The organism is Kribbella sp. NPDC050281, assembly GCF_040655855.1.
Lineage (GTDB): Bacteria > Actinomycetota > Actinomycetes > Propionibacteriales > Kribbellaceae > Kribbella.
This window is the reverse complement of the sequence record NZ_JBFAKS010000019.1, coordinates 64,883-88,473: the sequence shown is the minus strand read 5'-3', so window position 1 is coordinate 88,473 and position 23,591 is coordinate 64,883. Positions and strand designations below refer to the sequence as shown.

The 23,591-nt window shown below is 67.7% G+C and carries 21 protein-coding genes; 16 read left to right on the top strand and 5 right to left on the bottom strand.

Annotation, left to right across the window (positions count from 1 at the left end):
• Positions 1 to 26: 26 nt before the first annotated feature.
• The 10 genes from AB0I34_RS21650 to AB0I34_RS21605 all read left to right on the top strand — a co-directional run bounded on the left by AB0I34_RS21650 (position 27) and on the right by AB0I34_RS21605 (position 12,708).
• Entirely contained in the window at positions 27 to 1,307 is a 1,281-nt protein-coding gene (locus AB0I34_RS21650) for a hypothetical protein (RefSeq protein WP_360447542.1), read from the top strand.
• A 115-nt stretch (positions 1,308 to 1,422) separates the two neighbouring features.
• Entirely contained in the window at positions 1,423 to 2,469 is a 1,047-nt protein-coding gene (locus AB0I34_RS21645) for a LacI family DNA-binding transcriptional regulator (protein WP_360447540.1), read from the top strand.
• 1 nt (position 2,470) lies between these two features.
• A complete protein-coding gene (gene rbsD / locus AB0I34_RS21640; protein ID WP_360447538.1) occupies positions 2,471 to 2,860 on the top strand; it encodes a D-ribose pyranase in 390 nt (129 codons plus the stop codon).
• Complete coding sequence (locus AB0I34_RS21635; RefSeq protein WP_360447536.1) at positions 2,860 to 4,884, top strand: ADP-ribosylglycohydrolase family protein; 2,025 nt, start codon at positions 2,860 to 2,862, stop codon at positions 4,882 to 4,884. Before rbsD ends, AB0I34_RS21635 begins: the two co-directional genes overlap by 1 nt.
• Positions 4,881 to 6,284 carry an extracellular solute-binding protein gene (locus tag AB0I34_RS21630; protein ID WP_360447534.1) on the top strand — a complete coding sequence of 468 codons (1,404 nt, stop codon included), beginning with the start codon at positions 4,881 to 4,883 and terminating at the stop codon, positions 6,282 to 6,284. The genes AB0I34_RS21635 and AB0I34_RS21630 overlap by 4 nt, the downstream gene beginning before the upstream one ends.
• Positions 6,281 to 7,186 (top strand): sugar ABC transporter permease, encoded by a 906-nt coding sequence (locus AB0I34_RS21625; protein WP_360447532.1) that lies wholly within the window; start codon positions 6,281 to 6,283, stop codon positions 7,184 to 7,186. Before AB0I34_RS21630 ends, AB0I34_RS21625 begins: the two co-directional genes overlap by 4 nt.
• Complete coding sequence (locus tag AB0I34_RS21620) at positions 7,183 to 8,076, top strand: carbohydrate ABC transporter permease (RefSeq protein WP_360447530.1); 894 nt, start codon at positions 7,183 to 7,185, stop codon at positions 8,074 to 8,076. Before AB0I34_RS21625 ends, AB0I34_RS21620 begins: the two co-directional genes overlap by 4 nt.
• Positions 8,073 to 9,485, top strand: coding sequence for a sulfatase (locus AB0I34_RS21615; RefSeq protein ID WP_360447528.1), 1,413 nt, complete (start codon positions 8,073 to 8,075; stop codon positions 9,483 to 9,485). Before AB0I34_RS21620 ends, AB0I34_RS21615 begins: the two co-directional genes overlap by 4 nt.
• Positions 9,486 to 9,518: 33 nt before the next feature.
• A complete protein-coding gene (locus AB0I34_RS21610; protein ID WP_360447527.1) occupies positions 9,519 to 11,195 on the top strand; it encodes a hypothetical protein in 1,677 nt (558 codons plus the stop codon).
• A gap of 10 nt (positions 11,196 to 11,205) precedes the next feature.
• Positions 11,206 to 12,708, top strand: coding sequence for an arylsulfatase (locus AB0I34_RS21605; RefSeq protein WP_360447525.1), 1,503 nt, complete (start codon positions 11,206 to 11,208; stop codon positions 12,706 to 12,708).
• Positions 12,709 to 12,756: 48 nt separating this feature from the next.
• Here AB0I34_RS21605 and AB0I34_RS21600 read toward each other — a convergent pair whose 3' ends face one another.
• From AB0I34_RS21600 to AB0I34_RS21580, 5 genes are all read right to left on the bottom strand, one after another.
• Positions 12,757 to 13,413: a response regulator transcription factor gene (locus tag AB0I34_RS21600; protein WP_360447523.1), complete on the bottom strand. Its 657-nt coding sequence runs from the start codon at positions 13,411 to 13,413 to the stop codon at positions 12,757 to 12,759.
• Positions 13,410 to 13,724, bottom strand: coding sequence for an ATP-binding protein (locus AB0I34_RS21595; RefSeq protein WP_360447521.1), 315 nt, complete (start codon positions 13,722 to 13,724; stop codon positions 13,410 to 13,412). Before AB0I34_RS21595 ends, AB0I34_RS21600 begins: the two co-directional genes overlap by 4 nt.
• Positions 13,715 to 14,527: a histidine kinase dimerization/phosphoacceptor domain-containing protein gene (locus AB0I34_RS21590; protein WP_360447519.1), complete on the bottom strand. Its 813-nt coding sequence runs from the start codon at positions 14,525 to 14,527 to the stop codon at positions 13,715 to 13,717. The genes AB0I34_RS21595 and AB0I34_RS21590 overlap by 10 nt, the downstream gene beginning before the upstream one ends.
• Before the next feature lie 12 nt (positions 14,528 to 14,539).
• The gene (locus AB0I34_RS21585; RefSeq protein ID WP_360447517.1) at positions 14,540 to 15,310 is read right to left on the bottom strand and encodes a CPBP family intramembrane glutamic endopeptidase; all 771 of its coding nucleotides are present in this window, start codon (positions 15,308 to 15,310) and stop codon (positions 14,540 to 14,542) included.
• An 88-nt stretch (positions 15,311 to 15,398) separates the two neighbouring features.
• Positions 15,399 to 16,220 carry an SDR family NAD(P)-dependent oxidoreductase gene (locus tag AB0I34_RS21580; protein WP_360447515.1) on the bottom strand — a complete coding sequence of 274 codons (822 nt, stop codon included), beginning with the start codon at positions 16,218 to 16,220 and terminating at the stop codon, positions 15,399 to 15,401.
• A 172-nt stretch (positions 16,221 to 16,392) separates the two neighbouring features.
• Between AB0I34_RS21580 and AB0I34_RS21575 the strand changes: the two genes are divergently transcribed.
• The 6 genes from AB0I34_RS21575 to AB0I34_RS21550 all read left to right on the top strand — a co-directional run bounded on the left by AB0I34_RS21575 (position 16,393) and on the right by AB0I34_RS21550 (position 23,502).
• Complete coding sequence (locus tag AB0I34_RS21575) at positions 16,393 to 17,325, top strand: NAD(P)-dependent oxidoreductase (protein ID WP_360447513.1); 933 nt, start codon at positions 16,393 to 16,395, stop codon at positions 17,323 to 17,325.
• Entirely contained in the window at positions 17,322 to 18,248 is a 927-nt protein-coding gene (locus AB0I34_RS21570; RefSeq protein ID WP_360447511.1) for an RNA polymerase sigma-70 factor, read from the top strand. Before AB0I34_RS21575 ends, AB0I34_RS21570 begins: the two co-directional genes overlap by 4 nt.
• Positions 18,249 to 18,328: 80 nt before the next feature.
• Positions 18,329 to 19,336 (top strand): hypothetical protein, encoded by a 1,008-nt coding sequence (locus AB0I34_RS21565; protein WP_360447509.1) that lies wholly within the window; start codon positions 18,329 to 18,331, stop codon positions 19,334 to 19,336.
• Between the two features lie 343 nt (positions 19,337 to 19,679).
• Positions 19,680 to 22,457 (top strand): hypothetical protein, encoded by a 2,778-nt coding sequence (locus AB0I34_RS21560; RefSeq protein ID WP_360447507.1) that lies wholly within the window; start codon positions 19,680 to 19,682, stop codon positions 22,455 to 22,457.
• Positions 22,454 to 22,777 (top strand): hypothetical protein, encoded by a 324-nt coding sequence (locus AB0I34_RS21555; RefSeq protein ID WP_360447505.1) that lies wholly within the window; start codon positions 22,454 to 22,456, stop codon positions 22,775 to 22,777. The genes AB0I34_RS21560 and AB0I34_RS21555 overlap by 4 nt, the downstream gene beginning before the upstream one ends.
• 365 nt (positions 22,778 to 23,142) lie before the next feature.
• A complete protein-coding gene (locus AB0I34_RS21550; protein ID WP_131515149.1) occupies positions 23,143 to 23,502 on the top strand; it encodes a cupin domain-containing protein in 360 nt (119 codons plus the stop codon).
• Positions 23,503 to 23,591 lie beyond the last annotated feature (89 nt).

Below are 23,591 nucleotides of genomic sequence, written 5' to 3'. Positions count from 1 at the left end.
TGGGTTCTGGGCTGAAGGAGGTGGACGTGGCGGGGTCAGGGATCTTCGTATTGTCCGTCGTGGTCGTCGGTGCGGCCGGGATCATCTGGGGCATCATCGCGCTGGTACGGCGGCAGCGGTACATCAAGTCGTTGCGGGATCGCGGCTGGACGTTCGTGAACAGTCCGACGTTCGACGCCGTGGGCCGGCTAGGCAATCCGCCGTTCGGGATGGGCTTCCGGCGCAAGCCGGACGATCAGATCATCGGCCTCACCAGCTCCGGCCGGGCGTTCCAGGTCATCGAATACGACTCGGAGTACTGGTCGGGCTGGGTCGGGATGGTCACGCTGTCTCGCCGGCTGCCGGAGCTGTGGATCACCGGTGGTCAGACGCAGCCGCGGTCCGGTGTCGAAGCGACCGTCATGCAGACCCCTGCGCACCTCGGGCAGGGCTGGCAGGTCGGTGCACTGGACCCGGCGTTCGCGGCAGCGGTGATGACGCCGCAGTTGTGTGAGCGGCTGACCGCGCTCGCCGCGAGCCAACCGGGTGTGAACCTCAGCATCGACGCCGACCAGCTGGTCGTTCTGGATCCGCCGCGCAAGGAGGTCGAGCTGCTCGGTCCCTGGCTGGAGCAACTGGCCACCGTCGCCGCGGCGATCGATGCCACACCGTTGGACCAGTGGATCCAGCCGGAGCAGCCGCCGCGGCTGACGTTCTACCACCACCCGGAGTGGTACTGGATCGGCGTCGACGACAGCCTGCTGCAGGGCACCCCGGTGACTCGGTCCGGCCACGATCACAGCACCAGTGAGGTGATCCGGGGCCGCGACGGCGACGGTCCGCCGTTCGTCGCGTTCACGCACCACTGGAAGACCACTCGCACCGAGACCTCCACCGACAGCGAGGGCCGCACGCACACGCGGACCGTGGTCGAGAACCACAGTGAACCGATCCTCGGCTTCCAGTTGCCGGCCCGGATGCCGTGGATCCAGGTCGCCCGGCGCGGCTTCGGCCACCGCATCAGCTTCGAGAGCGAGGCCTTCAACGACAAGTTCGCCGTCACCGCTCAGGACACCAAGTTCGCGTACGACGTCATCCACCCCCGCCAGATGGAGTACCTGATGGCCAACCCACCGGCGTCGTTCAGGATCACCGAGGACTGGGCCTGGTTCGCGCCGGGCACCCACAGCCATGGGGTCATCGCCCACAGCTCCGAGTTCCTCCGCGGCTTCCTGGCCCGGGTCCCGCGCTTCGTCTGGCGGAACCTCGGCCTCCCGGACTCGCCGTACCCGCCGCTCGACCCCGCTCCGACGCACAGCAGCCGCTGACAGACCACCTTCATCACGGTTGGGTCACGACGGATCAACACGTGTTGCTCGGGATGTGACCGGCGCGACATGCTGGCCGCTCGATTCCACGCAACACGTGTTGATCGGAGGCGCGGTGACGGTGCGGCGCTCGGACGTGGCCCGGTTGGCGGGGACGTCGCCCTCGGTCGTGAGCTACGTGCTCAACGGCGGACCTCGCGGGGTCGCGGAGGAGACGCGGCAGCGGGTGCTCGCCGCGATCGAGCAGCTCGGCTATCGGCCGAACGGGATCGCCCGCTCACTGCGGATGGCCCGGACGATGACGCTGGGCCTGGTCGTCCCGGACAACGCCAACCCCTACTTCGCCGAACTCGCCCGCGCGATCGAGGAGGAGTCGTTCGCCGAGGGGTACACGTTGCTGATCGGCAACTCGTCCGAGGACGACGACCGGCAGACGACGTACGTGCAGACCTTCCTGGCTCGTCAGGTCGACGGGTTGTTCCTGGTTCCGGCGCACGGTCCGCTGGGCTGCCTGGAGGATCTGCAGCGCGCGAAGACGCCCTGGGTGACGCTCGACCGTGCCGTGGAAGGGATCGCGCCGGCCGTACTCGTCGACAACCGTGGCGGTGCGTACGCCGCGACCCGGCATCTGCTCGAACACGGCCGGCGGCGGATCGCGTGCCTGGCCGGACCGCAGGACGTGATGCCCGCAACGGACCGAGTGGCAGGCTGGCGATCGGCGCTGGCCGACGGTGGCATCCAACCGGATGCGATGTCGCTGTGGCACGCGCCGTTCGGCCGGCAGGCCGGGTACAGCGCGGCCCGCAAGATGCTCGCCGCGGACGAGCGGCCGGACGCGATCTTCGTGGCCAGCGACGAGCAGGCGATGGGTGTACTGCGTGCCGTCGCCGAGCTCGGTCTGGTCTGTCCGGACGAACTGGCGATCGCGTCGTTCGACGGCGTGGCCGCGGCCATGTACTCGACGCCGGGCCTGACCACGGTCCAGCAGCCGTTCCGCCTGCTGGCGCGGGCGGCGGTGAGCCATCTCGTGCAGCAACTCGGCCCGGGCGAGGTCGACGCGGAGGAAGCCAGGACCGAGGTTCTCCCGGTCCAGCTGGTCCGTCGCGGGTCGTGCGGCTGCATCGACCCGACGGGCGGAGACGCACCCGAAACGGAGGACTGAGATGCGTCGATCGGGACTGTGGCACCCGCGGCTGGCCGCGGTGGTGGCAGGTCTGCGACATACCGAGACGATCGTGCTCGCGGATCCCGGGCTGCCAATCCCACCCGAGGTCGAGACGATCGACCTGGTCTGGGCCCGCGACGAGCCCGCGTTGCTGCCGGTGCTGGCCGCACTCGCCGCCGAACTGGTGGTCGAGCAGGCCCTGATCGCGCAGGAGCTGACGGACTCGCGGTTGCTGCGAGGCCTCGACGAACACCTCGGCTCGGTCCCGCTGAAACGGACCAGCCACGAAGACTTCAAAGTCCTCTGCCGGACCTCGCGGGCCGTCGTCCGCACCGGCGAGACCACGCCGTACGCCAATGTGATCCTGACCGCGGGAGTGCCGTTCTGATGATTCCGGCTGACTACGAAGACCGGGTGTACGCCGGTGTGCTCGGCAAGGTGATCGCCGTCTATCTGGGCCGGCCGTTCGAGGGCTGGCGGTACCAGCGGATCGTCGACGAACTCGGCGACATCACCTACTACGTCAACGACCGTACCGATCTGCCGCTCAAGAACCACCTGCTGGTGGTCACCGACGACGACATCAGCGGGACGCTGGTGTTCCCGCGGGCGCTGCGCGACCACGGCGTCGAGCCGACCTCCGAGCAGGTTGGCCAGACCTGGCTCGATCAGATCGTCGAGGAACAGACGGTGCTGTGGTGGGGTGGCCTGGGCAACTCGACCGAGCACACGGCGTACCTGCGGATGAAGACCGGCATCCTCCCACCGGACAGCGGTGCGATGGCGCGCAACGGTCAGGTCGTCGCCGAGCAGGTCGGTGCGCAGATCTTCGTCGAGGGATTCGCGATGACGCGGCCGGGCGATCCGCAGGCCGCGGCCGACCTGGCCGAGCGCGCCGCCCGGGTGAGCCACGACGGTGAGGCGATCCATGCTGCTCGTGTGGTCGCGGCCCTGGTCGCACAGTCGTTCGTGGAGCCGGATATGGATCGGCTGCTCGACACCGCGGTCACGCTGATCCCGAAGGACAGCCTGATCTACCGCGTTGTCGCCGACGTCCGCGAATGGGCCACCGGCGGTGACTGGAAAGCGACTCGGGAACGGATCGAGGAGCGGTACGGCTATCACCTGTACGGCGGCAACTGCCACGTGATCCCGAACCACGCGACGATCATCAACGCCCTCGCGCACAGTGGCGGTGAGTTCGCCCAGGCGATGACGGTGGTCAACACCTCCGGTTGGGACACCGACTCGAACGCCGGCAATGTCGGAGCGATCTGCGGCGTCCGAGGTGGGCTGGCCGGTCTCGACGCCGGCCCGGACTGGCGTGGCCCGATCGCCGACCGCCTCTACCTGCCGGCCGCCGACGGTGGATCCTGCATCACCGACGCGGCGCGTGAGGCCCTGACTCTCGCCGGGCACGGACGGACCTGGGCCGGTGAGCAACCGGTGGTCCCGAAGGACGGCGCCCGGTTCCACTTCGCCTTCCCTGGCTCGGTGCAGGGCTTCACCATTGCTGAGGGCAACGGTCAGGTCGTGAACCACGACGCCTGCCTGACTGTGCCGGATGCGACGACGGTCAGTACGCCGACGTTCATCCCGCCCGAGGCGCTGGACATGCCGATCTACGGCCTGCTCGCGAGCCCCACTCTCTACACCGGGCAGACGGTCACGGCGCACGTCGACGCCACGGACGACGCCGAGGTGCGACTGACGATCACGGCGTACGACGAGAACGACGAACTGCGCACCGTGTCCGGACCGGGGACCACCTTGTCCGCGGGCGAGTCCGCGGATCTGGCCTTCACCGTGCCGGAGCTCGGTGGCCAGCCGGTCGCGGCTGTCGGTCTAACGACTTCGGGCACCGTCCAGCTGGACCGCCTGACCTGGGACGGCGCACCCGACGTAACCTTCACACGACCGGTGGCCGGAACCGTCTGGCGTCGTGCCTGGCTGCGCGCGGTCGACCGCTGGGACGGCCATTGGCCGGAGCCGTTCCGCATCGTGCAGAACCGGGGTACCGGCCTACTCAGCCAGGGATCAAGGGACTGGCAGAACTACACCGTCACCGCCGATGTGACTCCACACCTGGCGGCCTCGGCCGGCATCGCGGCTCGGGTCCAAGGGCTGCAGCGGTACTACGCGGTCGAACTGGCCGACCGGAACACCGTCCGCCTCGTCCGCCACCACGCTGTGCTCGCCAGCCGCGCGTTCGACTGGGAGTACGGCCACACCTATCAGCTCGCCCTCACGGTGGACGGCGACCGGCTCGTCGCCGCCGTCGACGGCGAGGCTCTGTTCGACCTCACCGACCCCACGTACGACTGCGGCGGCGTCGCGCTGGTGGTCACCGAGGGCCGGACGGCGACCCAAGAGGTCCGCATCACACCCATCTCCCGCGAGGAGGAATCATGACCGCACATCCGTTCAGCCGCCGCCGTTTCCTGACCGGTGCGGGCCTGAGCGCGGCTGCCATCGCCGCGCCCGGTGTCCTCACCGCTTGTGGAGGCAGCGACGACAGTGGGGCCGGCTCGGGCAGCGGCAAGGTCGACCTGTGGCTCGACATCCAGGGCGACGCGAACCAGAAGTACTTCAACGAGCAGGTCGCCGCCCTGTTCGAGAAGGCCAATCCCTCGGTCGACCTGAACACGACCTACTACAAGGGCGACGACCTGCGCCGGCTCGTGCAGACCGCCCTGCAGGCCAGGTCCGGGCCGGATGTCGTCCGTGGTCCGTCGGCCACGCAGACGCTGGCCTGGAGCAAGGCGCATGCGCTTGCGGACCTGACGCCGTACGCGGACAAGTACGGCTGGAAGGACAAGCTGTCGGCCTGGGCGATGAACGCGTTCACGACCGAGGACAAGCTGTTCGCGCTGCCCATGCGGGTGGACACGATGATGCTCTACTTCAACAAGACGCTGTTCGCGTCGAAGGGCTGGAAGCAGCCCACGAACCGCGACGAGCTCGAGGCGCTGGCGGCCGAGGCGCACGGCCAGGGCATCACCGCGTTCGGCTCCTCCAACGTGGACTGGAAGGCCGCCGGCGAGTGGCTGATGACGGTGTTCTGGAACCACTACTCGGGTCCGGACGCCTTGCACCAGGCGCTGTCCGGCGACATCAAGTTCACCGACCCGGTCTTCGTCGAGGCGGTCGAACTGGTGCAGAGCTACTTCGACAAGGGCTGGCTGGCCGGCGGCGTCGACAAGTACTTCGCCGTTCCCTCGCAAGAGATCGGTGCGAACTTCGGCAAGGGCAAGGTCGCGATGATCCCGCAGGGCGGCTGGTTCATGAGCCAGGTCGGCCAGTACTTCGGTGCCAAGGCGAAGAACGACAACGAGTGGGACTGGATGCCGATCCCGGCGCTGCGGTCCGAGGTCAAGTACCCGCTGTTCGAACTGGGCATCGGCGGTTCGCTCGGGATCAACGAGGCCAGCAAGAACAAGGACGCCGCAGCGACCTTCATGAACTGGTACTACGGTGACCGCGGCGCGGCCCTGCAGCGGATGGCCGACGTACCGGCGACGTACAACATCCCGATCGACTTCGCCGACGCTGACATCCCGAAGAAGATCGACCCTCGCTCGGCCCGCGTGCTGACCTCGCTGAACAAGGCGGTCTCGACGGGTGACTACGGGTACGTCACGTGGACCTGGTGGCCACCGAAGACGGACGTGTACGTCTACGAGGGGCTCGAGCAGGTGCTGACCAAGAAGATCAAGGCGGCCGACTACTGCAAGGAACTCGACCGGCTCTTCACCGAGGAGAAGGCCGACGGCACCATCCCCGCCCTGCCTGCCCAGGGCCCGGCCAAATGACGACGGCCGTCGCCGGCACCGCCGTACGGGCGCCCGGCGCCGCTCGTGCGCGGCGCCGGTCGGCGGTGATCGGCTGGGCCTTCCTGGCACCGCTGCTGGTGCTCAACCTGGTGGTGGTGCTCGGTCCGTCGATCGCGACGGTGTACTACTCGCTGACCGACTGGTCCGGGCTCGGGCCGGCCGAGTTCATCGGCCTGGAGAACTACACCAAGGCCTTCACCGATCCCGATGTCCATCAGGCCCTGCTGCACAACGTGATCTGGTTCGTGCTGTTCGGTTCGGTGCCGATGGCAATGGGTTTGCTGGGCGCCTACCTGCTCAGCCAGGTCCGCCGCTTCCAGGTCCTGTTCCGCGCGCTCTACTTCATTCCGTACGTCGTGGCCAGTGTGGTGAACGCAGCGGTCTGGAAGATGCTGCTGTCACCGACCAGCGGGATCGGTCACCAGTTCGGCATCGATCATTCCTGGCTCGGTGACACCGCCACGTCGCTGGTCAGCGTGAACTTCGTCGTCGACTGGCACTTCTGGGGCTTCCTCGCGGTGATCTTCCTCGCCGCGATGCAGGGCATCGACCCGCAGTTGTACGACGCGGCCAGCGTCGACGGTGCCGGCAAGTGGCAGCAGTTCCTCTCGGTCACGCTGCCCGGCATCCGCCCGACGATGATCTTCGTGATCCTGATGACGGTGATCTGGACGCTCAAGGCGTTCGACTACATCTTCATCATGACCCAGGGCGGTCCGGCCGGCTCCAGCGAAGTGGTCTCGACGCTGATGTACAAGCAGGCCTTCAACGAGTACTCCGCCGGGTACGCCGCCGCACTCGGACTCTCGATGACCGCGATCACCGCCGGGATCCTGGCCGTCTACCAGTACCTGCGCAAGAAGGGATGGGAGGACGAGTGACCACCACCGTCATCGACCCGGCGACCACCACCCGCACGCCTCGCCCGCCGGCCGCCAGTCCGAGACGGTCCCGCCATTCCGGTGCGGGCGCAGGGGCGTACATCGTGCTGATCGTGCTGGCCTTGTTCGCGATCGGCCCACTGGTCGCGGTGGTGTTCAACGCGTTCAAGAACAACGCGGAGATCGGCACCAACCCGCTGGCACCGCCGACCTCGCTCAGCCTGGACAACTTCACCGAGGCGTGGACGCGCGGCGACTTCGCCACCACCATGCGCAACAGCGCGATCATCTGCCTCGGTGCCGTCCTCGGCACCTGCCTGATCGCCGGCCTCGCGGCGTACGCGCTCAGTCATCTGCAGGTGCCGGGGAGCGGGATCGTGGTCGGGTACCTGTTCCTCGGCAGTGCGCTGCCGGTGCAGTTGTTCCTGGTGCCGCTGTTCTTCCTCTGGACCCAGTTGCACCTGGTCGACAACCTGTTCGGGCTGATCGTCATCTACTGGGCCACCGACGCGCCGTTCGCCACCTTGCTGCTGAGATCGTTCCTGCTGAAGATCCCGAAGGACTACACCGAGGCGGCCCGGCTGGACGGCGCGTCCGACCTGCAGATCGCCCGCCGGGTCGTGCTGCCACTGGCCTGGCCGGGCTTCCTGACCGTCGCGCTGATCGTGGCGCTGTGGTCCTGGAACGAGTTCTTCTGGGCGATCACCTTCATCCACGACCCGAAGCTGCGCCCGGTGGCGACCAGCTTCCTCGCCTTCCAGGACCAGCACTCGACCGACTGGGGGATGACGAGCGCCGCGGCGATCTTCATGCTCGGCCCGGTCGTGCTGCTGTTCCTCGTACTGCAACGCCGATTCGTCAGCGGTCTCACCGCAGGAGGACTCAAGTGACGTCACCCGACACCCGTCCGAACCTCGTCCTGATCGTCGCCGACCAGTTGCGCCGCCAGGCCCTCGGCGCGTATGGCGACCCGAACGTCGCGACGCCGAACATCGACGCGCTGGCGGCGGCCGGGACTCGCTTCGACGCCGCGAGCTCGACGTACCCGGTCTGTGTCCCGTACCGGTTCTCGCTGATGACGGGGGAGTACGCGCACACCCGGTTCATCCCGTCGATCGAGTGGCGGATGTCGCCGGCCGAGCGCACCCTCGCCGACGAGCTGAACGGGGCCGGCTACCAGACGGCCCTCTACGGGAAGTGGCATCTGTACGGGAACTTCGGCCACTACCCGGGCCACACCGTGGTGAAGACGTCGCGGACCCAGGTGCCGCGGCCGCACCAGGGCCGGTTCCAGCGGTTCGCGGGCTTCGACATCTGCAACGACCCGTGGGACACCTACTACTGGAACGAGGACGATCCACAGGCCCACAAGATCGACGGGTTCCAGACCGACGGCCTGTTCGACCTCGCGATCGCCGACCTGCGCACGCCGTCGGACAAGCCGTGGGCGACGGTGCTGTCGGTGGAGCCGCCGCACCCGATCTTCACCGCGCCACCGGAGTACGTCGAGCGCTGGAAGGACCGCGAGATCGTCCTGCGGGAGAACGTTGACGTCGGCAAGGACTACAACAAGCGCGGACCGCACGGCCGGGACCTGATCGACGACCTGCGGGTCTACTACGCGATGATCGAGAACCTCGACGACAACGTCGGGCGCCTGGTCAGCGCCCTGCGCGAGACCGGTCAGCTGGACAACACCGTGATCGGTCTGACCGCGGACCACGGCGAACTGCTCGGCTGCCACGGTCTGCTGGCGAAGCAGCGTCCGTGGGAGGAGTCGCTCGGAGTCCCGCTGATCCTGTCCGGTGCGGGCATCGCGTCGTCGGTGGTGGCCGATCCGGTCAGCACCGAGGATCTGTTCCCGACCCTGCTCGGACTGGCCGGCGTCGTACCGCGCGATCCGAAGCCCGGGCTGGACCTGTCGGCGCTCGCCCGCGGCGACGAGACCGGGCTCGACCGCGAGGGCGTGCTGCTCGAGTTCGTCGCGGAGATGCGGCCGGGGATGCCGTTCCATGAGGAGACGTGGCGCGGCTTCCGGACCAGTCGCTACAAGTACACGGTGCTCGGCGACGCCCACGGTGGAAAGCCCTGGCAGTTCTTCGACCTCGAGGAAGACCCGTACGAAATGACCAACCTGGTCGACAGCGAGAAGCACGTGGACGAGCTCCGGCGCCACCACACGCTGCTGCGGGACCGGTTGGTCGAGACCTACGACCACTACGTGCTCGCGCCCGCGTTCGGGTGCCCGGGCCTGAACGAGTGGGACCCCGAGGCCAAGTTCCAGCGTCGCTTCGGCTGAGACCGTGCTGTCGTCGTCGAGAGGTGAGGCATGATGAAGCTCGCACGCGTGGTCGCCGCGCTCGTCTCGGTCGCAGGATTGATCGCGGCCGCGCCGGCCGGGGCGCAGCCCGGCCCGCAGTACGTCGGGACGGAGTACGACCAGGGCGGTGGCAGCCAGGCGATCGACGGCCCGCTGCCGCAGGTGGAACAACTCGCGGACCAGATCACCCGGACCACCGACACGATGCTGCGCGATCTGGCTCGCGAACGTGCGAAGCTCCCGTACGGCTCGATCGAGGCCGACCACCAGGCAAGGCCGCAGCTGACGACGTACCCACCGGCGGCCGGCAGCCCGGTCTCCGATCAGTACTCCGTCACGCTCGGCCAGCGGGGACGGAGTACAAGCTCCTTCGTTTACCAGGTCGCGGCGCGCAAGACCGACACCAACCTGGAGAAGGACACGTCCTGGACGTCGTTCTCGTTCGCCGGGCCGGTAACGGTCGAGGTGCACAAGCTGAGCGGTACGGCGACCGGCTGTCTGGTGCGGCCCGAGTCCGCCCGGATCCGCACGCACTTCTCCGGCAGCACCTGCTCGTTCACCCTGGCGCAAGCCGCCAACGTCTCGGTGGAGTTCACGCCGAACACGACCAACCCGGTGCTGCATCCGATGCTGGTGTTCGCGAATCCGCCCGAGGTCGACGTACCGCCGGCTCAGGATCCCAACGTCCTGTACCTCGGTCCCGGACTGCATCAGCTCGGCACTGTGCAGTTGCACTCGAACCAGACGGTGTACGTCGCGGGTGGCGCGTGGGTGCAGGGGACCTTCAAGGGTCTCGGCGTGCACAACGTGGTGATCCGTGGCCGCGGCGTCATCGACGGGACGTACCTCGACACCGGCGATCAGGACGCCAACAAGAACCAGCCCGGGCTGATCGACATCGACTGTCACGATCCCGGTCAGCCTCCGCACGCGGCCTGCTCGACGGGGTCGTCCAACTCGAGCAACGTGGTGGTCGACGGACTGACCTTCGTCAACGGCCCGCGATTCAACGTGCGGGTGCTTGGTGACCACATCACCGTGCACAACCTGAAGGTGATGAGCTGGTGGTACAGCACCGACTGCATCTGGGCCGGTGCGGCGAGCCTGGTCGAGGGCAACTTCTGCAAGGTGAACGACGACGCGCTGAAGCCGATGACCGGCGACTCGGTGATCCGGGACAACGTCGTCTGGCAGCTCGAGAACGGGGCGCCGTTCATGATCAGCTGGAACATCCTCACCGACCAGGCCGACTTCCACGTCTACGACAACGACGTCATTCACGCCGAGCACTACTGGCTGTCGCCGCAAGCGATCTTCCGGGCCCGGCACGCCACTCCTGGGCACCTGCAGAGGTTCCTGTTCGAGGACATCCGGGTGGAGGACGCGAACTGGCGGTTGTTCTACATCATCTTGGAGAAGCACCCGAAGTGGTACGACCCGGCGCTCGGGTTCGGCCAGCTCTCCGGCCTGGTGTTCCGCGACATCACCGCGCAGACGCCGTTCACGATGCCGAACGTCTTCACCGGTGGGGATCCCGATCACCGGGTCTCCGACGTGACGCTGATGAACGTCGCCATGAACGGCACGTGTGTGGCGAACGCTGCCGACGGCAACTTCCAGATCGATCCGGCGACGACCGATCAGGTCCGGATCGTGAAGAGCGCGCATGCCCCCTGCTCGCATCGATGAGAGGAACCCCGTGAGACCGAACGTGGTCGTCGTACTGGCCGATGACATGGGGTGGGGGGACCTCGGCTGTTACGGCTCGGCCATCCCGACCCCGAACATCGACAGGCTCGCTGCCGGCGGTGCTCGGCTGACCGACTGTCACTCGGCCTCCGCGGTCTGCACGCCGAGCCGGTACGCCCTGATGACCGGACGCTACGCGTGGCGCGGGCCGTTGAAGAACTTCGTGCTGATGGGACACGGTCCGGCGCTGATCGAGCCGGACCGGCCGACGATGGCAAGCGTGCTGCGCGACGCCGGGTACACGACCGGTGCCTTCGGCAAGTGGCACCTGGGCCTTGGCTGGCGACATCGCGATGGGTCGGTCCGGGATGCGTTCGCGCCTGGAGCGGTGCTGCATGACGACGTCGACACCGACTTCGGGCGCGACATCGACTACAGCGCAGCGGTCACCGGTGGGCCGACCGAACTGGGATTCGACCGGTTCTTCGGGATCGCGGGGTCGCTGGACATGCCGCCGTACGCCTTCATCTCCGACGATCGCACTGTCGGGGTGCCCGACCGGGAGAAGGAGAGCTACCTGACCGAGCAGCGCCCCGGGCTGCAGGTCGACGGCTGGCGCGAGGACGAAGCCGACGTACGGTTCGTCGGCGAGGCTGTCGACTGGCTGCGGGGGATCGAGCCCGGTACGCCGTACTTGTGCTACGTCGCGCCCTCGGCGCCGCACCGGCCGTGTGTGCCACCGGACTTCATCCGTGGTCGCTCCGGACTGGGGGACCGGACGGATGCCGTCTGTCTGGTCGACTGGGCTGTTGGTGAAGTACTGCAGGCGATCGCCGAGCGCGGCGAGACCGAGAACACGTTGGTCATCGTCACCAGCGACAACGGTGCGCCGATGATCTTCGACGACGACGGCGACATGGCGCAGCACCGTCCCAATGGTGACTGGCGCGGCCAGAAGGGCGACCTGTGGGACGGCGGCCATCGCGAGCCGTTCATCGCCTTCTGGCCGGGCCGCGTCCCGGCGGGTTCGTTGCTCGAGGCCCCGATCTGTCTCACCGACGTCCTTCCGACGGTCGCGGCCGCGACCGGTACGGCGCTTCCGGACGGAGCCGCCGAGGACGGTCAGGACCTGCTCGGCGCACTGACCCGAGGAGAGTCGTTGCCGGCGGACCGGCCGGTGGTCCACCACAGCCTCGGCGGCCGCTTCGCGATCCGCTCCGGCCGGTGGAAGGCGATCTTCGCGCCCGGCTCGGGCGGCGGCTTCTCGGAACCGTCGATCAGCGCCCTGTTCAGCGCCGGCTCCGGCAAGGCCCACGCCAACCCCGCTTGGGACGCCGACCACCCTGATGGCCAGCTCTACGACCTGTCCACCGACCCCACCGAAACCACCAATCTCTGGTCCACCGAACCCGACACAGTTGCCGCCCTCTACACCCAACTCCAATCCATCTGCCAATCCGAGTCCAGCGGCCTCCCCTTCAACGCCCTCCCAGCCCACTCGCCAGTCCCATAGGTCCCGTCCACCCACCGCGGCGGACACCGGGACACGGGCGGCTTCCACCTACTGCTGGCTGACGAGGCCGCTGCGGTAGGCGAAGACTACGGCTTGGGCTCGGTCGCGGGCGCCGATCTTGGCGAGGATTCGTTTGACGTGGGTCTTGGTGGTGGATTCGGCGATGACCAGCAGGTCGGCGATCTCGTCGTTGGACAGGCCGTCGGCGACGAGGGCGAGGACCTGTTGTTCGCGGTCGGTCAGGACCGTGAGGACCTCAGCCTCGGCGGAGGTCCCGGGCTGGCCCGACACGAAGCGGTGGATGAGGTCTCGGGTGACGGCGGGGTCGAGGAGGGCCTCGCCGGCGGCGATCGTGCGGACGGCGTCGATGAGGCGTTCGGGCGAGGTGCGTTTGAGGAGAAAGCCGCTGGCCCCGGCGCGCAGTGCGCCCCACACGTACTCGTCGTACTGGAACGTCGTCAGGATCAGGATCCGGGAGTCAGGCCTGGTCGCGACCAGGCGTCGGGTGGCTTCGATCCCGTCGATGCCGGGCATCCGGACGTCCATCAGTACGACGTCCGGCGCGTGCTCGCGGCAGAGCTCCACCGCCTGCAACCCGTCCTCGGCTTCGGCGATCACGTCGAGGTCCGGCGCGGTTCCGAGGACGACGGCCAGTCCCGCGCGGAGCAGGGCGTCGTCGTCGGCGAGCAGTACCCGGATCGTCATGGCAGCGGAAGCACCGCCCTCAAAGTGAACCCGCGCTCCGAACCACGGCCTTGTTCCAGCACGCCGCCGCAGAGCGAGACCCGCTCCGCGATCCCCAGGAGCCCACGTCCGGGAACGTGCTGGTCGGGCAGTCCCGGCCCGTCGTCCGCGACCTCGACCACGACGGCGTCACCGTCTCGATGAACGTCGACTGTGGCGGCGCACGGGGCGGCGTGCTTGAGGACGTTGGTCAGTCCCTCCTGGACGATCCGGTAGGCCGACAGATCCAGCGTGCGGGGAAGTTGCAGCGCCGGGTCGAGGCTCAGGACCACTCGGACCGGGCGTCGGTGAGTCGGTCCACCAGGTCGGGGATCTGCGCCAGACCGGGGGCGGGATGCGGCGCCGGGCGCAGGTTGCCGAGCGCCTGGTCCAGATCTGCGAGAGAGTCCCGACCGGTCTGCTCCATCCCGGCCAGAAGCTCGCGGGCTTTGGCCGGGTCGGTGTCCAGTAGCAGTCTGGCCGCGCCGGCCTGGACGATGAGCAGGTTCACCGTGTGGCCGACCACGTCGTGCAGCTCGCGTGCCACCCTGATCTGTTCTTCGGCGATTGCCTGCTGCCGGGTCGCACGCCGGGCGCGCTCCTGCTCCTCACGCCGCCGGGCATTGCTGTAGCCGACCGCCCAGGTGGCGATCCAGGAGAACAGCACGCCCACTCCCTCGAAGGCCGCGGCATCGGGGTTGCCGGCGAAGTAGATCGCCGTACCGACGACGGCCATCGGCGGTCCGAGCAGGGCGCGCCGCCTCGTGGCGTACAGGCCCAGCGAGTAGATCCCGATCAGGTTGGCGTACGGCGACACCGCGCTGCTGATGCCGGCCAGCGCTTCGACCGACAACCCCACGGTCCCGGCGACGAACCCGGCCAGCGGGAAGGAACGTCGTACGACGAGACCGCCCGCGATCATCAGTGTCAGGACGACGGACAGGACGACCATGGCCGCCCCACCGGCGACAGGTTGCTGGGTCCGGTCCACCACGACCACCGCGACGAAGACGACGGCGATGGCGGCGTCGACGACCGGCGCCGGGACCGCACGGAGGCGGGCGAGACGCCGGACCATCGATCGAGAGGAGTTCATGGCACCCCTCGGCTAGCTGATCACCATGGGCAGCAACACCACCAGGAAGAACACCGACTCTACCGAGTGGATGGCGATTCCCATCAGTGAGCTGCGATACCTCTTGCTCGGTCCCGCCGTGAGGAACCCGGTCGCGATGGCGTTCGGGATCACCCACGGTTCGTGCAGGTGGTAGACGCCGAACAGCACGCCGTTCACGATCCAGTCCGCCCGCCCGAACGCCTTGCCCATCCTCGGCAGGAGGAGCCCGCGGAACAGCAACTCCTCGCCGATGACCGTGTTCAGGAACAGCTCGAACGCGACCAGTGCGTAGAGCCACCAAGCGTGATGGAACGTCGCCTGCCCGGCGCTGGACTCGAGGAAGTGACCGAAGTTTCGCCCGTCGGGCCCGCTCGGCCCGAACGGCAGCATGTCCAGCGCCGCGAGGGCCAGAGCGTAGACCAGGACCCACCACCACAGCCGGCCGCCGCGCCTCGATGCTGTCTGTGGTGGTCGCAGCCACAGGCGGTCACGGACATTGGTCCACGACGGGTCGCGTCGTTCGCGCAGCAGCAGGATCACGACCAGAACTGCCTGCCACAGCAGTCCGAACGTCAGTGCCGACAGCAGCGTGATGAAGAACCGCCTGGAGGACGCACCGTCGCCCGCGATCGCCGGGGCCACCACCCAGGCCAGGACAGCCATCGGTACGGCGGCCGCGGCCCAGACCGCGAGCACCATTCCGCGTGAGTACTGCGGGATCGCAGGCACACCGGTCTGTGTCGGGCTTGTTGTTGTCTGCATGGCCCCTCCTCCTTGCGTCTGATGCAAGGAAGGTAGGCGTCGGACGGTACGACGTACGTCCTCCCAACGGGGTCAGTCGGCACACCCCTCAGGGGGTACGGCCATGGGCCTCCAATGCGAGGTCCTGCCAGTCGGACCAGGTCTCGAGGCGGTCGGCGTACACCTGTTGGGCGATCGCGTTGCCCTGGTTGCCGAAGAAGACTCGCAGTGGTGGGTTGTCGGCGTCGGCGAGCTTCAGGATCGCTTGGCCCGCGGCCGCCGGGTCGCCGAGGTCGAGCGTCTTCGCGTACGCCGCGAAGGTCTCGCGCAGACCGTCGTACCGCGGATCAGGCTGAGCGTGGTCGGCGCCCGCGTTGCCGTCGGTGGCGTAGCCGCCGGGCTCGACCAGGGTCACCTTGATGCCGAAGCCGGCGACCTCCTGGGCCAGGGATTCGCTCAGGCCTTCGAGGGCCCACTTGGAGGCGCAGTACGCGGCGCCGAGTGGGAACCCGGAGACGCCGGCGACCGAGGAGATCTGGATGATGTGCCCGCCGCCCTGCTCGCGCAGGTGGGGGACCGCGGCCTGGACGACCCACACCGCGCCGAAGAAGTTGGTCTCGAACTGATCGCGCAGTTGCTGCTCGGCCAGTTCCTCGACGGCGCCGGACAGGCCGTAGCCCGCGTTGTTCACGATCACGTCGACCCGGCCGAAGTGTTGCCGTGCCTGCTCCACGCTCCCGAAGACCGCGGCCTTGCTGGTCACGTCCAGCTCGAGCGGGAGAACCGCGTCGCCGTACTTGACGACCAGGTCATGGAGGGTTTCGACCTTCCGCGCGGTCGCAGCCACCTTGTCGCCCCGGGACAGGGCGGCTTCGACGAAACTGCGTCCCAGTCCGCGTGACGAACCAGTGACGAACCAAACCTTGCTCATGGTGTGTTTCCGTTCTTTCGGCTGTTGTGAACGACCACCAGATGCCGACGGCATCGATCTCCGTGACAGCCCGGCGACGTGACGAGCGCCACCCCACAGGGCATGTCACAGCCGGTCGGACTGTCTCGTCTCGGGCTTGAGGAACAGTCCTGAAGTCGGAAAGGTGATGATCATGCGGGTGTTCGTGGCAGGTGGAACCGGGGTGCTCGGGCGGCGGCTGGTACCGCAGCTGGTGGCGCGGGGACACCAGGTGACGGCTACCACCACGGGCTCGGCGAAGCTGGGCTTGCTGGAGAAGCTCGGTGCCGAGGCGGTCGTGATGGACGGGCTGGACGCCGCGTCGGTCGGTGAGGCGGTGGCGAAGGCCCGGCCCGAGGCGATCGTGCACCAGATGACCGCGATCTCGGTGGCCCACGCGGGCAAGCCCGACATGAAGCACATGGATCGGTGGTTCGCCGGCACCAACCGCTTGCGGACCGAGGGGACGGACCACCTGCTCGCCGCCGCCGAGGCGACCGGAGTGACCAACTTCGTCGCGCAGGGGTACGGCGCCTGGAACGGAATCCGTACTGGCGGCTGGGTGAAGACCGAGCAGGACCCGGTGGACCCGATGACGGGTACGCCGGCCGAGCCCGGGATGGCGGCGATCGGTCACGTCGAGGACGTGGTGGTCAAGGCCGGCGGCGCGGTACTGCGGTACGGCTGGTTCTACGGACCCGGTGCCATGGACGACCTGGTCGAACCCGTGCGTAAGCGGCAGTTCCCGGTCGTCGGGGGAGGCGACGGCTACTGCTCGTGGGTGCACCTCGACGATGCGGCAAGCGCTACAGTCCTGGCTGTGGAGCGGCAGGCCAGAGGTGTGTTCGACATCGTCGACGACGAGCCGGCGCCGGCCAACGTGTGGCTGCCCTACCTGGCCGAGTCCGCGGGAGCGAAGCGGCCGATGCGGTTCCCCACCTGGCTCGCCCGGCCACTGGCCGGGGACGTGGCGGTGATGATGATGACGGAGGGCCGCGGGTTCTCCAACGCCAAGGCCAAACGGGAGCTCGGCTGGGAACTGCGCTACCCGTCCTGGCGGCAGGGCTTCAAGGAAGAGCTGGCATGACGCGTGCCGAGGAGTTCGAAGAGCTGCGACCGCTGCTGTTCTCGATCGCCTATCGGCTCCTCGGCAGCGTGAGCGAGGCAGAGGACGCGGTCCAGGAGACCTGGCTGCGTTGGGAATCCTCGCCGACAGCGCCCGCCTCGACCAAGGCGTTCCTGTCCGCGGTGGTGACTCGCATCTCGATCGACGTACTGCGGTCGGCCCGTGTCCGGCGGGAGACGTACGTCGGTCCGTGGTTCCCTGAGCCGCTGCTGGCGGATCCGTACCAGGATCCGGAGCGCGCGGCGGAGCTGGCCGACTCGTTGTCGATGGCAGCCCTGCTCTTGCTCGAGCGGCTGAGTCCGCTCGAGCGCGCGGTGTTCGTGCTGCGTGACGTGTTCGGGTTCGGCTTTCCGGAGATCGCTTCTGCGGTGGAGAGGTCGGAGGCGGCGTGCCGTCAGCTCGCGGTGCGGGCGCGGCGTCACATGGACGCCGGCCGGCCCCGGTTCGAGGCCGACCGCGCCGAGCGCGACGTACTCGCCTCGCGTTTCTTCGACGCCTTCAGCGAAGGGGACGTCGACAGTCTGCAGGAGTTGCTCGCAGCCGACGTACGCATGGTCAGCGACAGCGGCGGCAAGGCCCCACAGTGGGGGACCGGCATCACCGGCGCCGACAAGGTGGCCCGCCTACTCGTCTCCCTGGTCACGCCCTTCACCCGGATCGGCGGCACCGTCGAACCCCACGCCCTGAACGGCCAACCTGGCGCCATCCTCCGCGACCGCGACGGCAACGTCATCAACACCTGGACCCTGGACATCCGCGACGGCCACATCCAAACCATCGCCACCGTCCTCAACCCCGACAAACTCACCCACGTAGGCCCAGTAGCCGACGCCTGGTCAGTACTCCGCCAAACCACCCAGTCCCGCCGCCCGCCGACCTCTTAGCCGACACTTCACCCGATCGATGGAACCCGATCCCTCTACAGGGTGATGTCGCGCGGCCGTGGTGAGGCAATGCTGCAAGCATGGTCGGACGTTTTGGCCGGTGGCCGGAGTGGGTCGGCACCGCTGCACGGACGTGGGCCGTGGTGTACGGCGCCATGGCCTGCTACTGGATCGCCGGTGGGCGCCGAGGCTTTCCGATCGCGAACGTCGAGGGCGACCCGGCGGGCGGACCGGCCGTCGCCACGGCGATTTCGGTCGTGCTGGCGATCGGTTGCGCCGCCGCGCTGGTGTTGGCGCGATCGGTGTCGAGGATCGCAGTCGGTGGCCTCGTCTTCGCGACTGCGACTGCCGCGATGGGTACTTTCGGTCTCGTTCTGAGTGCTGTGGGAATCGTTGCGTCCGGCGCCATTGAGCGTCCGCTCGCACTGATCTCCCAGTCGGTGGCTCTCGTCGGTGCGGTCCTGCTCAGCTCGACTGCCCAGGTGCAGTCGCGTCGCCGCCGATCCCGGTGCCCGCGCTGCGGCCGTCACCATCCGCTTCCGCTGCGTCCCGAGTCACCGCTGATCCGCCCCAGGCCGCGCCCGTCAGCACCGCGCACCCGGCGTACGGCGTACCTCCTCCTTCTGCTCCTGTTGCCTTGGGCAACCGTGAAGTCCGTCTGGATGCTGGGCGGATCCGCGCTGGGCGTGACTGCGACCGAGTGGACCGCCACGACGTCGACGAGCGACCAGTCCTGGCTCAGTCGCGAGCTTTCACGAGCCGGAATCGACATCACCGTCCTCGCCGCGATCGCCGGAGCCGCCCTGATCCTCCTGCTCCTGCACACCGCGAGCGCCCCGCGCTGGCTCCTGCTGTTCCCCGCTGCCACCGCGGCGGTGAGCCTCACGCTGTACGGCGTACCGCTGACCATCTGGGGCACATTCGCTCTGACCGGCATCGCCCCCACCGACACCGATCCCGCACCCTTCACGCCCAACGGTCTGGCGGCCATGATCCTCTTCGGCGGCACGGCCTTCACCGCCCTCGGAACCGCCCTGACAATCGCCGCCCACTCCCACCACCACCGCACCCGCCCCACCTGCACCTGACCGACGTACGCCGTCTTGCATTGCCGCGGTCTCAGGAGCACCCTCTAGGCAACGGGAATTCCGGCAAGGGGGGAAACCATGCCGAACCAGGCTGTTGTTCGCATGCCTGCAAACGGGCCATTCCACGCGAGTGGCGGTGAGGGCCGTGGCTGAGGGCTCGAAGTGGGCGCGTCTTACCTACGTGATGTGGGAGGGTGCGCTCTACATCGGGTACGACGACAGTCGCGGCCGCCGCGTGGCGGCACCAGGGGGTCCCCATGGATCTGGGATCAGACGCGGTTGGGAAGTCCTGCCGGTGGCAGGCATCGGTGATGCTTGGCCTGGGGTTACGTCCATTTCGACGGTGATGTGGCCGGTACGGGCGACCCGGATGCTTCTCGGGCTTGCCGCTGATCTCCCCACCGTACGGCGTGATGCCGACGGCCGCGTCTATTCGACCGCCCTCGCGGTGTTGTTCGACGTACCGACCGGACTGCCATGGCATCCAGCCTACGAGGGTTTGACCCGATCGGTGCTCGAGACGGTCGGGCTCAGCGCAACACGAAGCGTCGTAGCGAACCTGACGCGAGAGCAGACCGGGACGCCCTTCAGGCTGCCGTTCGATGTGGTCACCACGCTGCCGGATCAGAACGAGTTGACCGCCGGCGTTGCCCGCATGCTAGGCGGTCTGCTGCCAACCGAGGTGGAGTACGCGATTCGGGTTCGGCCTGCTCCATCTCCACTGCTCATGCCAATCGATCCCGCAGATGTTCTGATCACATCTGCTCTCGATCTGCTGCGGTCGCTGCCGGCCATGCGGAGCCCCGCAGCTCCGCGTCTCATTGTCGCGGAGGACAGCGATGGCCGCGGCAGCGGCCTGATCCAGCCCGAAGCGCTCCCTGCGGGGATCTCGGTGCTCACCTTCCAACCACGGGAGGCGGCCGACCGCACGAACTTCCTGCTGGCACTGCTGCGCGAATTCAGCCACGATCTTCCGCTGCACGAGGCTACGGCAACTGCCGCCAGGTCGCTGCGGGACGCAGATGGCCTTCCGCCCGCGTACTCGCTCTACACGTCCCCTCCGGGGCTGGACCGCCTCAGACTGTCGACTGCCTTCGAGCAGTTTCAGGACAGCACTCACGATCTACAGCGCTACTTCTCGGTCGGGGCATTGGCGGATCGGGCGGCCCTGGAGGCCGGTGTGCGGTCCTCGGAGCTCGTGGATCGGGCAGCAGAGCTCGTTCGACAGGCGCGCAACAACTTCATGCGCGAGTCCTCCGGCCTGTCCGAGATGGCGCGAGCGGATGCGGCGCGGGCGGTGGCCGAGCCCGACCTGCGGGCCATGGAGGCCGCGGCGGAGGCGATCCTTCGCGAGCCAGATCTCGTTGACGATCTCGCCGCCACGCAGCACCGGCGCGTCAACATCTGGATCAGTGAGGACTTGACCCAACCCTCACCCTTCCGGTTCGACGAAATCACCGAGCGGATCAAGCTCGCGCGCGGTCAGACGTACAACCTCAACGTCGGGATCGGCCTGCACACACCCACCGACCTGGTGAACCCCGACACCCCGCCGGTCGATCCGATCTTGCCGCCTACCCCAGCCGAAGGCCACGTGCTCGACGTCGCCGTGTTCAGCGACTCGGCGCAGATCGACGGGCCGGCGGCACAAGAGCTGCACCTCGGCCGGATCGGCCCTGCCGATCCAGTGACCTTCCGGGTCCGCATGCCGCACCGGCAATCGTCCCGAATCCGCGTCCTGATCTCTTTCCGCCAGCACATCGTGCAGGCCTTCACCCTCTATCTGACGCTGGGCGCCATCGAGACCTACACCCTGGACCAGCCGGCATTGCGCGCCGAGCTCGAGTTCAGTCGGCAGAGTCAGCTCCGCGACCTGGACGCAGTACCGCCGCGACTGCTCGGTCTTGCGGCGAACCAGGACAGCTCTCGAGCGACGCACAGGATCATGTTTGGCACGTCTGGGGACTCCCTTCCACTCACCGAGACCCTGGTCACCTCCGTCCGGCAGCAGTTCCGCGCGCAGTTGGCTGATGCGTTCAAGCATCGAGACTCCAACGGGAACGTCGATGCGAGCTCGTTCGACAGAGTCGTCAAATCGCTCGCCAGAAGCGGAAACCAGCTGTGGGGCTCCCGTTACGACGACCCCAATGCCTCGGACTCATTCCTCGCGATGCTCAAGAGTGTTCGCAACGCAGAACACGGGACCGTCCAGGTCTTGCGCCTCGATCACCAGTTCGCTTTCCCATGGACCGCGCTCTACGACTGGTCCCTTCCCAGGACCCCGGCGGAAATGGCCCAAGCCACCGTCTGCCGTGGTCGCAACGGTTCAGCCTCGTGCGACTGCGGACCGACCACCAAGGGAGTGTGCGTGCGTGGATTCTGGGGCATCCGGCTGGTCATCGAAGAGTTGATGAGCCAGCGAGAGGTGGACGAGTGCGTCGAGACCGTGCAGGGAGGTCCCGGGTCGCCCGCTGTCCTTTCCACGGTCGGCGTTACCGGAGACGCGTGGGCGGACGACATGGTCAAGCAGCTGGCAGCCGAGCTCGGCGAGGCCAGATTCGAGGATCTGGCGGCCGAGACTTCGCTGCTACCCCGAATGTGGGAGACGGGGCGTAGGCCGGCCGTGCTGGTGGTGGTCGGGCACCTCACCAAGACGCCCAAACCTGACGAGCCGCCGGGCACGCGAATCTACATCCGCGCCGCGGAGCGCTGGCTCGACACGGAGGGATTGCGCGAAGCCAGAATGGAGCGCGACCCCTCACGATGGACTCAGCCGCAACGACCAATCGTTCTCCTGCTTGGTTGCGACACCGGATCGTCCGGTCTCGACGAGGTGTTCAGCTTCGTCAACAGCCTGACCGCATCGGGCGCGGCAGCGATCGTGGCCACCGAGGAGAAGATCGACACCAGACTTGCCGGAGCGTTGGCCGCGGCGATGGTGCCGGCGTTGGGGACCGTCGGGGTGGGAGAAGGGCTGCGGGACTGGCGCGCTCAACTCATGGCAGAGGGCAATCCACTCGGCCTGCTCTTCACGTGCTTCGGCAGTGCCGAGGCGCACGTACCCGCACTTGCCGCGACGTCGGCCGGCATGCAACTACAGGAGGCAACATCGTGGTCATGAGTTTGGGTGCACTCTGCTTCGGCATCGTCACCGGGTACATCACCTACCGCACGCTCGTGCGAAAGGACACCTCGTCGGTCTCCGATCTCGCCGCCGTCATCGCGGCGTTGGGTGGAGGCGTCGTGACCCAGGTCTTCGACCCCGCCGACGGCAACTTGTTCGGCTGGTACGCCATCGGGCTTCTCGTCGGCATGGTTGTGTTCCTCATCTTGCGACTCCGCTACGAGCGGCCGAAGAAACCGGGTGACCCGATATCGCAAGTTCTGGGCGATCAGTCTGAATCGCCCCAGACTGCCCGCAGCACCCTGCTCGGAGACTAGAGCGGCAGGTTAGGTGCTGAGTGGTTTCGGGCCGTGCCGGGGTCGCTGAGGCCGTGCTGCTCCAGCCAGTTGCACGTCGCCGGCTCCGCGTGTAGTCGGTGGCATCGACAGCCTGCGCGACCACCGATCCACGGAGTGCCTCGTCGGTGGAGAGGGACCGGGTGAGCTCGACGGCGTTGATGTTGAACGCAATGACGATGACGGCTGCGAATCCGAGCGAACCGGCCTCTCACCCTCCACCCACCTGGCCGGTCTCATCCCTCGGGATTGACCCGTAACGACGCCATAAGGGGCGGAGGCTGTTCAGGGCGGACGATCTGGGCCATTGTCGAAAATGATTCTTTCCCGATCGAGGGGGCCGGAGCATGGCCGTTTACAGTAAGTCGTTCGACGAACCCGATGAGCAAAGGACGCCGGACAAGACCGTCGTCAACGTGGTGAAGTTTCCCGGCGCCAGCGTCGCGAAGATCACCTTCCAGCCGGGCTGGCGCTGGTCGGAGTGCATTCGTCCCGTCGTCGGTGGCGAGTCCTGCCAGGTCCGGCATGTCGGCACCCTTCTCTCGGGCGAGATCGAGGTCGTGCACGACGACGGCAGCAAGGCGCGACTCGCGGCCGGCAGCGCGTACCTGATCGAGCCTGGGCACGACGCCTGGGTCGTCGGTGACGAGCCCGCGATCGGCCTGGAGTTCGAGTCCCACGCAGCCGAGACCTACGCCAAGTCCTGACACTGTTCGATCCCTGTGGTGACTTCTTGCAATTGGATGTGAGCGGGAGGACGCTCTAGGTAAGGGGAGATCTTCAGGGGGAAACATGT

Excerpts from the sequence above, each read along its gene's own strand:
- AB0I34_RS21575 (WP_360447513.1), top strand. The coding sequence starts at position 16,393 with ATGCGGGTGTTCGTGGCAGGTGGAACCGGGGTGCTCGGGCGGCGGCTG.
- AB0I34_RS21565 (WP_360447509.1), top strand. The coding sequence starts at position 18,329 with ATGGTCGGACGTTTTGGCCGGTGGCCGGAGTGGGTCGGCACCGCTGCA.
- AB0I34_RS21600 (WP_360447523.1), bottom strand. The coding sequence starts at position 13,413 with ATGACGATCCGGGTACTGCTCGCCGACGACGACGCCCTGCTCCGCGCG.
- AB0I34_RS21630 (WP_360447534.1), top strand. The coding sequence starts at position 4,881 with ATGACCGCACATCCGTTCAGCCGCCGCCGTTTCCTGACCGGTGCGGGC.
- AB0I34_RS21635 (WP_360447536.1), top strand. The coding sequence starts at position 2,860 with ATGATTCCGGCTGACTACGAAGACCGGGTGTACGCCGGTGTGCTCGGC.
- AB0I34_RS21550 (WP_131515149.1), top strand. The coding sequence starts at position 23,143 with ATGGCCGTTTACAGTAAGTCGTTCGACGAACCCGATGAGCAAAGGACG.
- AB0I34_RS21580 (WP_360447515.1), bottom strand. The coding sequence starts at position 16,220 with ATGAGCAAGGTTTGGTTCGTCACTGGTTCGTCACGCGGACTGGGACGC.
- AB0I34_RS21555 (WP_360447505.1), top strand. The coding sequence starts at position 22,454 with ATGAGTTTGGGTGCACTCTGCTTCGGCATCGTCACCGGGTACATCACC.
- AB0I34_RS21590 (WP_360447519.1), bottom strand. The coding sequence starts at position 14,527 with ATGAACTCCTCTCGATCGATGGTCCGGCGTCTCGCCCGCCTCCGTGCG.
- AB0I34_RS21625 (WP_360447532.1), top strand. The coding sequence starts at position 6,281 with ATGACGACGGCCGTCGCCGGCACCGCCGTACGGGCGCCCGGCGCCGCT.
- AB0I34_RS21585 (WP_360447517.1), bottom strand. The coding sequence starts at position 15,310 with ATGCAGACAACAACAAGCCCGACACAGACCGGTGTGCCTGCGATCCCG.
- AB0I34_RS21570 (WP_360447511.1), top strand. The coding sequence starts at position 17,322 with ATGACGCGTGCCGAGGAGTTCGAAGAGCTGCGACCGCTGCTGTTCTCG.
- AB0I34_RS21610 (WP_360447527.1), top strand. The coding sequence starts at position 9,519 with ATGAAGCTCGCACGCGTGGTCGCCGCGCTCGTCTCGGTCGCAGGATTG.
- rbsD (WP_360447538.1), top strand. The coding sequence starts at position 2,471 with ATGCGTCGATCGGGACTGTGGCACCCGCGGCTGGCCGCGGTGGTGGCA.